Origin of the sequence: Mesorhizobium sp. B2-2-3 (assembly GCF_006442405.1) — a bacterium.
Taxonomy (GTDB): Bacteria; Pseudomonadota; Alphaproteobacteria; order Rhizobiales; family Rhizobiaceae; genus Mesorhizobium.
Genome location: NZ_VFWC01000020.1, coordinates 50,206 through 60,654 on the forward strand (window position 1 = coordinate 50,206; position 10,449 = coordinate 60,654).

The window sequence follows — 10,449 nt, forward strand, 5'->3', positions numbered from 1 at the left end:
CGCGCAGCCACCGCCAATTGCCGAAAAGCCAAAACATTGCTATCTACCCCGCCATGGAAGAGCTTTTTGGCGATCCGGCCTACAAGGGGTTCGTGCTGCAGGACAGAAAACGCCTGCCGTCGCGCTTCTCCGCGCGCGTCTGTGGCGCGCCGACCAGCCGACTTACGCGGGCCGACTGATCAACTCGTTTCGCCTGACATCTTGGCGTCTGCCCTTCCCTTTCTCATATCGACGGATTTACGCACATGAGCGCACCGCGCACCCTCTATGACAAGATTTTCGACGACCACGTCGTCGACCGCCAGGACGACGGCACCTGTCTGCTCTATATCGACCGCCACCTCGTCCATGAGGTGACCAGCCCGCAGGCCTTCGAGGGCCTGCGCATGAGTGGTCGCAAAGTCCGTCATCCCGAAAAGACGCTGGCCGTGGTCGACCACAACGTCTCGACCTCGCCCGAGCGCAAGTTCGGCATCAAGAACGAGGAAAGCCGCATCCAGGTCGAGGCTCTGGCCAAGAACGCCAAGGATTTCGGCGTCGAATATTATTCGGAGAATGACATCCGCCAGGGCATCGTCCACATCATCGGGCCGGAACAGGGTTTCACCTTGCCCGGCATGACCATCGTCTGCGGCGACAGCCACACCTCCACCCACGGCGCCTTCGGCGCGCTGGCGCACGGCATCGGCACGTCGGAGGTCGAGCACGTGCTGGCGACGCAGACGCTGATCCAGCGCAAGGCCAAGAATATGCTGGTGCGCGTCGACGGCCAGTTGCCGGAAGGCGTCACCGCCAAGGACATCATCCTCGCCATCATCGGCGAGATCGGCACCGCCGGAGGCACCGGCTATGTCATCGAATATGCCGGCGAGGCGATCCGCTCGCTGTCGATGGAAGGCCGCATGACGATCTGCAACATGTCGATCGAGGGCGGCGCGCGCGCCGGCCTGATCGCACCCGACGAGACGACCTTCGCCTATGTCAAGGACAAGCCGCGCGCGCCCAAGGGCGCCGCCTGGGACGCCGCGCTCGCCTACTGGAAGACGCTGCAATCCGACGAAGGCGCGCATTTCGACAAGGTGATCGTGCTCGATGCGGCCAAACTGCCGCCGATCGTCTCCTGGGGCTCTTCCCCGGAGGATGTTGTCTCGGTGCAAGGGATTGTGCCGAACCCGGAAGACATCACCGACGAAAACAAGCGCACCTCAAAGCAGCGCGCGCTCGACTATATGGGCCTGACGCCGGGAACGAAGATCACCGACATCGCCCTCGACCGTGTCTTCATCGGCTCCTGCACCAACGGCCGCATCGAGGATCTGCGCGCCGCCGCCAAGGTGGTCGAGGGCAGAAAAGTCAATCCGCGCGTCAACGCCATGATCGTGCCGGGCTCCGGCCTGGTCAAGGAACAGGCCGAGGCCGAAGGGCTGGACAAGATCTTCCTCGCCGCCGGCTTCGACTGGCGCGAGCCGGGTTGCTCGATGTGCCTTGCCATGAACGACGACCGGCTGAAGCCGCATGAGCGCTGCGCCTCGACCTCGAACCGCAATTTCGAGGGCCGGCAAGGCTTCAAGGGGCGCACCCATCTGGTGTCGCCGGCCATGGCTGCGGCGGCGGCGATCGCCGGCCACTTCGTCGATATTCGCGACTGGAAGTAAATCGCGGCTGGTTCGATCGAAACGCAAGGGCCCGGACCGCGATGCGATCCGGGCCTTCTGCTTGAGCGTCCAGAGCATGTTGGAGCTTCACCGGTCGTCGCGGCGGATGATCTCGTGGAACTGCTCGCGGCGCCCTGGTTCTTCGGCGGCAACCACCAGGGCCAGCCCGCGTTCATCGAAGAGTTTGAACCATTCGTCCCACTCGACCAACTCATAACCTCCGGCATTGATCGGGCGCTCCGGCTGGTCTTCGTCCTCATAGGCGTGCTGGCCGAACACCAGCCGCAGCATCGCCTGCGTGCCGGCCTCGGGCGACACGTCGACAATGGCCGGAAAGCCGGCGCGTGAAGCGGCCCATGAACGGATTGCCTCGTGATCGGTCAGGGTGATTGTATCGGCCATTATCGGTTCCTCTTCTGCGCTGGACAAACGCAGGTCCGGCGCGCCGGTTCCACGTCACGCTCCGCACCAGCGTGACGCATATTCGCTTTCGCTTAACCGCTTGTTTGGGCTTGCAGCCTAAGGTCTTTCCCGACGTCAAGCGAGGGGAAGTCACGGTCCTTTGGACACCGGCCTGCTGATAGCGTTGCTAAACCCGACGATCGCGCTGGCCCTCGGCGCGGCGTTCCTCGTGCTTTGGTTCTATCAGCGCCACCGTCCCTATCTGGCCGTGCTGGCGGTAAGCTATTCGCTTGCGGCGGCCGGGTTCCTGTTCCAGCATTTCACGCTGCCCGTTGGCCTGGCACCGTCGAAGCTGCTCTCCAACCTATGCTTCTGCGTTGCCGGATCCTGCCTGGCCGGCGCGATCGTGGCGCGGCATGGCCAGCGAGTGCCCTATGCCGGGCTTTGCGTCTTGGCGAGCGGCGGCATGGCCGCCTTTTGCTGGTTCCTGTTCGTCCAGCCGGACCTGACATGGCGGGTCCTCGTCATCAATTTCGCGCTCGGCGGCATCAGCCTGGTGGCGGCCGCCGAATTGCGCAAGGTGCGTGGCAATGGCCCGACGGAAAAGATCCTGTTCGTCCTGGCGTTGCTCGCGGGGCTGAATTTCTTCGTGCGCACGCTTGCCGTCATCGTCGCGCACGGGCCTTTCGCGACTTATGACGAGCTCTATACATCATCCTATTGGACGACGGCGTTGCTGTCGCATGCGCTGCTGTCGCTGCTGATCGCGCTTTGCCTGTTCTCCGCCGCCGCGCTCGACGTGATGAAGGCGTTGAAGGTCGAAACCTACACCGATCCGCTGTCTCGCCTGCTCAACCGGCGCGGCTTCGAGCAACGGGCGGCCCTGCTCTTGCAACGCTGCGCGGCGGCGAAATTGCCGGTGGCCCTTGTGCTGGCCGATCTCGACCACTTCAAGGCGCTCAACGACCTGCATGGGCATGCCGCGGGCGACCGGGTGATCGCTGACTTCGCCGCCAGGCTTCGCGCGGCCGCCGGTGCGCGCGGTGAGGCTGGACGTATCGGCGGCGAGGAATTCGCGGTGCTCCTGCCCTTGACCGATCTTGCCGCCGCGCGGCTGTTCGCAGAGGCCGTGCGCGTGGCCTACTCGGCCGGCGGCGTCGACGGACTTCCGCCCGGCACCAAGGTCACCGCCAGTTTCGGCGTGGCGGCGCGCAGCGGCGACGAAGCGCTGGAGCCGTTGATGCGCCGCGCCGACGAGGCCCTCTACAAGGCCAAGAAAAACGGCCGTGACAGCGTGCGCCTGTCCTATGAGCGGCCGGAAACGCTGTTCGTGCCGGAGCCGCTCAAAGCCGGCTGAAGGCGATCGGCCTGACGCCTTCATCATCCAGGACCCGCGCCGCACCGCTTCGTTCCTTGCTTCCCTGAAAGGCGATGGCAAACATCGTTCGGCCAATGTCCGAGGCGTGCGCGAGCCTCGATATGACCTCACGTTAACTTCTTTTTCGCCCGTCGATGGTTTGCTGCCGTCAGGGGCTTGGGAAATCATGGGCGGCGCGGACTTCATCCTTGTCATCAATCTGTTCGTTGCCGGGCTGCTGGCGGCGGCCTTCATGGCGATCGCCGTCTATGACATCGGACGCGTCTCGGCACGCTGGCTGGCGTTCGGCTATGTGCTGGGCATGGCCTATTTCGTCGTTGAGTTCAGCATTCCCGCCTTCGACAATGCGCGGCTGGTGGTCGTCGCAGCCTTTGCCGTTTTCCTTGGCGCCACCATCGCCTTCAACGGCGGGCTTGCGCATAGATACGGCGTGACGCCGCCCTGGTCGGCGATGCTCCTGATCCTGGCCGTTGCGTCTGTCGCGGTCTATTTCGCCCAGGATCTGCCGCGCCAGTCCCTAGTCAGCAAGATGGCCTACCAACTGCCCTACGCCGTCATGCAGCTTACCGGGTTCGGCATTGTCTGGTCGTCCAGGCAAAGGCGTGGCCGGCTCGATCGGATGCTGATGGCGGTGCTGGCGGCCAGCGCCATGCAGTTCGCCAGCAAGCCATTCATCGCCGATGCGCTTGGCGGCCGCGGCGCCGCCCCACAATCCTATCTGCAGACCAGCTATGCCCTGGTATCGCAATCGCTCGGCACCGTGTTCGGCGTGGCGCTGGCCTTGCTGGCGCTGGCCATACTGGTGCGCGACGTGCTCGCCGAGGCGACGTCGAAATCGGAAACGGACACGCTGTCGCGGCTCCTCAACCGCGGCGGCTTCGAGCATCACGCCGAGAGGGCGCTGGGGGAAGCGGCGCGCCGGGGCGTCCCAGTCGCGCTGGTCATCGCCGATCTCGACCACTTCAAGTCCATCAACGACAATTACGGCCATGCCTCGGGCGACCGGGTCATCGAGGCCTTTGCCCGCTTCCTGCGCGAGGCCGCGGCCGACCACCATGTCGCCGGTCGTATAGGCGGCGAGGAGTTCGCCATCATCCTGCCAGGCACCAACCTTGCCGCCGCGCGGCTGTTCGCCGAAGGCGCGCGCAGCGCCTTCGGGACGCTGCCCATCGACGGGCTCCCCGCCGACAATCGCTGCACGGCAAGCTTCGGCGTCGCCGAGCTTCATGCCGGCGAGCATTTTTCCGATCTGATGCGGCGTGCCGATGAAGCGCTCTATCAGGCCAAGGATGCCGGGCGCGACTGCGTGCGCGTTTCCGCCGGGCCAGCCAGGCCAGAGGCCGTGGCGCTGTTCAGCGGCAGGGGCTGAGCTCGGGCATTTCGCCGTCGGAGAGGCCATACATATAACTGCGCCCCTTCACGAACACCGGCGGCCGATAGCAGTCGCCATAGCCCGACATCTCGTCAGCCCCGTTCTCGTAGATCACCTTGGGCTGGCCGGCGCTGGTATAGTCGGACAGCTGCTTGGCGAGCTTGCCTTCGCCGACGAGGATGCGCTTGTAGCCGGCGGCACTGTCGATGACGAGATTGCCGAAGGAATCGGCGTAGACCCGATCCTGGTGGCGTCCGTCCGCCAGCGCCGGCGCGGCGAAGCCGACGGCCAATACCGCCACTGTGAACGCCGCAAGGCGCGATCTGCCCGAATTCGAACGCATGGCGTCCTCCATGTTGGAGACAAAGCCTCCTCGAATCGGAAATTAACCTTTTCTTAACCTTTGTTAAGAGGCTGGCGCGGTTCTCACCCATGTCTTGATAAACATGGTTAACGAGGCACATGACGCGATCGTGATCGACGGTCGCGAGGCGCTGGTGATGAAAGCGGGCTCGGCGCCGCTGACCCGCACCCGCTGAGCCGAAGCCCGCGCCCGCCACATATATGCTGCACCGCAGCGAGAACGGGCCGGCTTGGCATCGTCGACGCCTAATCGATTGAAGCCCGGACCTGCCTTTTAATAAGACTAAATTACGTTTTCGAAACGGTTTTCTGGCTTTGACGCGGTGCAAAAAGAGCATTAGAAACCGGCTGTCCGAAGTCGCAACCGGAAGCGGCAATGCCGCATTTCCACCTGAGGCTCCAGGAACGCCGAACTGGGGGAGCCATGAGCAAATCACCAGCCACCCGCGAATTCGCCAGACGTGAACGGCCGCTTTCGCCGCACCTCAGCGTGTACCGGCCGCCGATCACCATGACGATGTCGATCATCCATCGCATCACCGGCGGCGCGCTCTATTTCGGCACGCTCCTGGTCGCGATATGGCTGATGGCGGCAGCGAGCTCGCAAGCCACTTTCGATTGGGTGAGCTGGGCCTTCGGAACCTGGCTCGGGCGGCTGATCCTGTTCGGCTACACCTGGGCGCTCATGCACCACATGCTGGGCGGCGTGCGCCACCTGATCTGGGATACCGGCGCCGGTCTCGAAAAGCATACCGCCTCCAAGATCGCCTGGGCGACCCTGGCCGGCTCGGTCCTGCTCACGCTGCTGATCTGGATCGCCGGCTATATGGCGCGAGGAGCCTGACCATGAGCACTGGAAAGACCGACATGCGCACGCCGCTGGCGAAAGTCCGCGGCCTGGGCTCGGCCCGCGAAGGCACCGGGCATTTCTGGCGCCAGCGCCTCACGGCAATCGCCAACATCCCGCTGATCCTGTTCTTCACCGGGTTCCTGGTCGCGCTCAACGGCGCCGGTTATGCGGAGGTGCGGGCAGCGCTCGCCAACCCGCTCGTGGCGCTGATGATGGCCCTTGTGCTCATCTCGCCGCTTTATCACATGCGGATCGGCATGCAGGTGATCATCGAGGATTACGTGCATGGCGAAGGCATGAAGCTGGCGCTGATCGCCCTCAACACTTTCTTCACCGTAGCGGTCGGCGTGGCTTCGCTCTTCGCCCTGCTCAAACTGGCATTCGGAGGCTGACGTTTTGGCCAAGGACGCGAAAGAAGCCAATACGGCAGGCTATACCTATGTCGACCACAAATTCGACGTCGTGGTCGTCGGTGCCGGAGGTGCGGGACTGCGCGCTACGCTGGGCATGGCCGAACAGGGCCTGCGCACCGCCTGCATCACCAAGGTTTTCCCGACCCGCTCGCACACGGTGGCGGCGCAGGGCGGCATTGCCGCTTCGCTTTCCAACATGGGCCCGGACTCCTGGCAGTGGCACATGTACGACACCGTCAAGGGTTCGGACTGGCTGGGCGATGTCGACGCCATGGAATATCTGGTGCGTGAAGCGCCGGCCGCCGTCTACGAACTCGAGCATTACGGCGTGCCGTTCTCGCGCACGGAAGAGGGCAAGATCTACCAGCGGCCGTTCGGCGGCCACATGATGAATTACGGCGATGGCCCGCCGGTGCAGCGCACCTGCGCGGCCGCCGACCGCACCGGCCACGCCATCCTGCACACGCTCTACGGCCAGTCGCTGAAGAACAACGCGCAGTTCTTCATCGAGTATTTCGCGCTCGACCTGATCATGGAGCCGGACGGCACATGCACAGGCGTCGTCGCCTGGAACCTCGACGACGGCACCATCCACCGCTTCTCGGCCAAGATGGTTGTGCTGGCGACAGGCGGCTATGGCCGCGCTTATTTCTCGGCCACATCGGCCCACACCTGCACCGGCGACGGCGGCGGCATGGCCGCGCGGGCGGGGTTCCCCTTACAGGACATGGAGTTCGTGCAGTTCCACCCGACCGGCATCTACGGCGCCGGTTGCCTGATCACGGAAGGCGCGCGCGGCGAGGGCGGCTATCTCGTCAACTCCGAGGGCGAGCGGTTCATGGAGCGCTACGCGCCGTCGGCCAAGGACCTTGCCTCGCGCGATGTCGTCTCGCGCTGCATGACGCTGGAAATCCGCGAAGGCCGCGGCGTCGGCAAGAACAAGGACCATATCTTCCTGCATCTCGACCATCTCGATCCGGCGGTGCTGCACGAGCGGCTGCCCGGCATCTCGGAATCGGCAAAGATCTTCGCCGGCGTCGACCTCACCAAGGAGCCGATTCCGGTGCTGCCGACGGTGCACTACAATATGGGCGGCGTGCCGACCAATTACTGGGGCGAGGTGCTCAACCCGACGATCCTTAATCCCGATCGGGTCTCGCCCGGCTTGATGGCGGTAGGCGAGGCCGGGTGCGCCTCGGTGCACGGCGCCAACCGGTTGGGATCGAACTCGCTGATCGACCTGGTCGTGTTCGGCCGCGCGGCGGCGATCCGTGCCGGCCAGGTCATCGACCGCAAATCGGCAATCCCGTCGCCCAACCAGGCCTCGGTCGACAAGATCATGGACCGCTTCGACCGGCTGCGCCACGCCAACGGCTCGACGCCGACGGCGGTTCTGCGCGAAAAGATGCAGCGCGCCATGCAGGAAGACGCGGCGGTGTTCCGCACGCAGGAATCGCTGGAGAACGGTTGCAAGCGCATTTCGCAGATCTGGGGCGAGCTCAAGGACATAAAGGTTTTCGACCGCTCGATGATCTGGAACTCCGACCTGGTGGAGACGCTGGAGCTGGAAAACCTGATGGCCAACGCCATCACCACGGTCTACGGCGCCGAGGCGCGCAAGGAGAGCCGTGGCGCGCACGCGCGGGAGGATTTCTCGGCCCGCGACGACGCCAACTGGCGCAAGCACACGCTCGCCCATCTGAGCGAGACCGGTGAGGTGACGCTCTCCTACCGTCCGGTGCACACCGAACCGCTGCTGGCCGAAAAGGACGGCGGCATCAGTCTCGCCAAGATCGCGCCCAAGGCCAGGGTGTATTGAAATGACGTCCAGCCGCGTCATCCGAAAGGACCTGAGGTAATGGTCGAACTCACGCTCCCCAAGAACTCGAAGATCCAGCAGGGCAAGACCTGGCCGAAGCCGGAAGGCGCGACCAATCTCAGGGAATACCGCATCTACCGCTGGTCGCCGGATGATGACGAGAACCCGCGCATGGACACCTATTTCGTCGACATGGACGATTGCGGGCCGATGGTGCTGGATGCGCTGCTCTGGATCAAGAACAAGATCGACCCGACGCTGACCTTGCGCCGCTCCTGCCGGGAAGGCATCTGCGGCTCCTGCGCCATGAATATCGACGGCTCCAACACGCTCGCCTGCACCAAGGGCTGCGACGACATCTCGGGCGCCGTCAAGATCTACCCGCTGCCGCATATGCCCGTCATCAAGGACCTGGTGCCCGACCTGACCAATTTCTATGCCCAGCACGCCTCGATCGAACCGTGGCTGAAGACGGTCTCGCCGCAGCCGGCCAAGGAATGGCTGCAGAGCCATGAGGAGCGCGAGAAGCTCGACGGGCTCTATGAATGCATATTATGCGCCTGCTGCTCGACCTCTTGCCCGAGCTATTGGTGGAACGGCGACCGTTATCTCGGCCCGGCAACCCTGCTGCAGGCGTATCGCTGGCTGATCGACAGCCGCGACGAGGCCACGGGCGAGCGGCTCGACAATCTCGAGGACCCGTTCCGGCTCTATCGCTGCCACACCATCATGAACTGCGCGCAGACCTGCCCCAAGGGCTTGAATCCGGCCAAGGCGATCGCGGAAATCAAGAAGATGATGGTGGAGAGAAGGGTTTAGGCGCTCGCTCGCGGCAATCTTGAACGCAGCGATCCTTCGCGCCCCCATTCTCCGGCAGGAAAAAAGGGGCGCTGTCTTGCCAGCTTCAAAAGGATTGCAATCCAATGACGGACCTCCCCATCCTGTCTCCTCCCGAAGCGCGTGTGCTCGGCTGCCTCATCGAGAAGAAGGAGCTGACGCCGGACGTCTATCCGTTGACCCTCAACGCAGCGCTTGCCGCCGCCAACCAGAAGACGGCGCGCGAGCCCGTCATGGCGGTGGAGCAGACAGAGGTGCACCGGGCGCTGAAGCTGCTCGAGCAGAAGGGGCTGGTGCGGCAGATGTTCGGCTCCCGCGTCGAGCGCTACGAGCACCAGATGGCGCAGCGCTTCTCGCTGACCACGCCGCAGACCGCCTTGGTCGGCCTGCTTTTGCTGCGCGGGCCGCAGACGGCGCATGAATTGTTGGCACGCAGCGAGCGCATGGCAAGGTTTTCATCGATCGAGGATTTGCGCGGTGAACTCGATATGCTGATCGGCCGTCGACCGCCGCTCGTTCAGGAAATCCCGCGCGGTCCAGGCCAACGCGAGGACCGCTATGTGCATCTCCTCGCCGGGCCGGTTGACGTTGCGGCCCTGTCGGCGCAGCGCACTGCATCGGCCGTGCCCGCTTCCGACCTTGAAGCAAGAGTGGAGGCGCTGGAGCAGGAAGTCGCAGCCCTTCGCGCCCGGCTCGACGCGCTGGGCGCCTGAGCGGTCGGGCGTGTCCGGCGCGACCATGCGCGCCGGGATGCCGTGGTCTCAGCCGAGCCTGGCGTCGAGCGATACGTTGATGGCGCCCAGCGCTTTGGAAACAGGGCATTCGGCCTTGGCCTTCTCGGCCAATTCCTTGAACTTCGCGGCGTCGATGCCGGGCACCATGCCGACAAGGGTGATCGCGCTGCCCGTGATGCCGGTGCCGGGAACCAGCGTCACCACGGCCTTGGCGTCGAGCTCGGCCGCCGGGGTGCCGTTCTCGGCCAGGAAATGCGACAGCTGCATGGCGTAGCAGCCGGCGTGCGCGGCCGCGATCAGCTCTTCCGGATTGGTGCCGGATTTGCCGCTCTCGTCCTCGAAGCGTGCCTTGAACGAATAGGGCGTGCCGTTCAGGGTCCCGCTCTGGCTGTCGAGCGTGCCTTTGCCGTCCTTCAGATTGCCCTTCCAGACGGCGGTTGCGGTGCGGTCCATGAATTCCTCCTTGGTTGTCGTGAACTTGTCCAGGTGAGCCCAGCGTCCGGCCAACTATAGCGCGGGCATGCGCGAAGACCACTGCGCTGTTTGGACCTGTCGGTAGCTAATCAAGTTGTCCGGTTTGGTAGCACATGATCTGTCCGCTTCTGTTTTGGCGTCGAAGCGGTTCA

General features: G+C 64.3%; 11 protein-coding genes. 8 read left to right on the plus strand and 3 right to left on the minus strand.

Going from position 1 to position 10,449, the window contains the following annotated elements:
* Positions 1 to 245 precede the first annotated feature (245 nt).
* A complete protein-coding gene (gene leuC / locus FJ951_RS26775; protein ID WP_140518096.1) occupies positions 246 to 1,655 on the plus strand; it encodes a 3-isopropylmalate dehydratase large subunit in 1,410 nt (469 codons plus the stop codon).
* A gap of 87 nt (positions 1,656 to 1,742) precedes the next feature.
* On the opposite strand, the gene FJ951_RS26780 is transcribed toward leuC, so the two are convergent.
* The gene (locus tag FJ951_RS26780) at positions 1,743 to 2,057 is read right to left on the minus strand and encodes a hypothetical protein (protein WP_140492726.1); all 315 of its coding nucleotides are present in this window, start codon (positions 2,055 to 2,057) and stop codon (positions 1,743 to 1,745) included.
* A gap of 160 nt (positions 2,058 to 2,217) precedes the next feature.
* On the opposite strand from FJ951_RS26780, the gene FJ951_RS26785 reads away from it, so the two are divergent.
* On the plus strand, positions 2,218 to 3,414 hold the full coding sequence (locus FJ951_RS26785; RefSeq protein WP_140518097.1) for a GGDEF domain-containing protein: 1,197 nt from the start codon (positions 2,218 to 2,220) through the stop codon (positions 3,412 to 3,414).
* Positions 3,415 to 3,601: 187 nt separating this feature from the next.
* Entirely contained in the window at positions 3,602 to 4,804 is a 1,203-nt protein-coding gene (locus FJ951_RS26790; RefSeq protein WP_140518098.1) for a GGDEF domain-containing protein, read from the plus strand.
* Here FJ951_RS26790 and FJ951_RS26795 read toward each other — a convergent pair.
* Positions 4,788 to 5,150, minus strand: coding sequence for a hypothetical protein (locus FJ951_RS26795; RefSeq protein WP_140518099.1), 363 nt, complete (start codon positions 5,148 to 5,150; stop codon positions 4,788 to 4,790). The two genes, FJ951_RS26790 and FJ951_RS26795, sit on opposite strands and share 17 nt — an antisense overlap.
* 444 nt (positions 5,151 to 5,594) lie before the next feature.
* Between FJ951_RS26795 and sdhC the strand changes: the two genes are divergently transcribed.
* From sdhC to FJ951_RS26820, 5 genes are all read left to right on the plus strand, one after another.
* A complete protein-coding gene (gene sdhC / locus FJ951_RS26800) occupies positions 5,595 to 6,014 on the plus strand; it encodes a succinate dehydrogenase, cytochrome b556 subunit (RefSeq protein ID WP_140518100.1) in 420 nt (139 codons plus the stop codon).
* 2 nt (positions 6,015 to 6,016) lie between these two features.
* Positions 6,017 to 6,412 carry a succinate dehydrogenase, hydrophobic membrane anchor protein gene (gene sdhD, locus FJ951_RS26805; protein ID WP_140518101.1) on the plus strand — a complete coding sequence of 132 codons (396 nt, stop codon included), beginning with the start codon at positions 6,017 to 6,019 and terminating at the stop codon, positions 6,410 to 6,412.
* 4 nt (positions 6,413 to 6,416) lie between these two features.
* Positions 6,417 to 8,252, plus strand: a complete 1,836-nt coding sequence (gene sdhA / locus FJ951_RS26810; protein WP_140518102.1) for a succinate dehydrogenase flavoprotein subunit — start codon at positions 6,417 to 6,419, stop codon at positions 8,250 to 8,252.
* A 39-nt stretch (positions 8,253 to 8,291) separates the two neighbouring features.
* On the plus strand, positions 8,292 to 9,071 hold the full coding sequence (locus FJ951_RS26815; protein WP_140518103.1) for a succinate dehydrogenase iron-sulfur subunit: 780 nt from the start codon (positions 8,292 to 8,294) through the stop codon (positions 9,069 to 9,071).
* Positions 9,072 to 9,175: 104 nt separating this feature from the next.
* Positions 9,176 to 9,802 (plus strand): DUF480 domain-containing protein, encoded by a 627-nt coding sequence (locus FJ951_RS26820; RefSeq protein ID WP_140518104.1) that lies wholly within the window; start codon positions 9,176 to 9,178, stop codon positions 9,800 to 9,802.
* A gap of 48 nt (positions 9,803 to 9,850) precedes the next feature.
* On the opposite strand, the gene FJ951_RS26825 is transcribed toward FJ951_RS26820, so the two are convergent.
* A complete protein-coding gene (locus FJ951_RS26825; RefSeq protein ID WP_140518105.1) occupies positions 9,851 to 10,276 on the minus strand; it encodes an OsmC family protein in 426 nt (141 codons plus the stop codon).
* Positions 10,277 to 10,449: the final 173 nt, after the last annotated feature.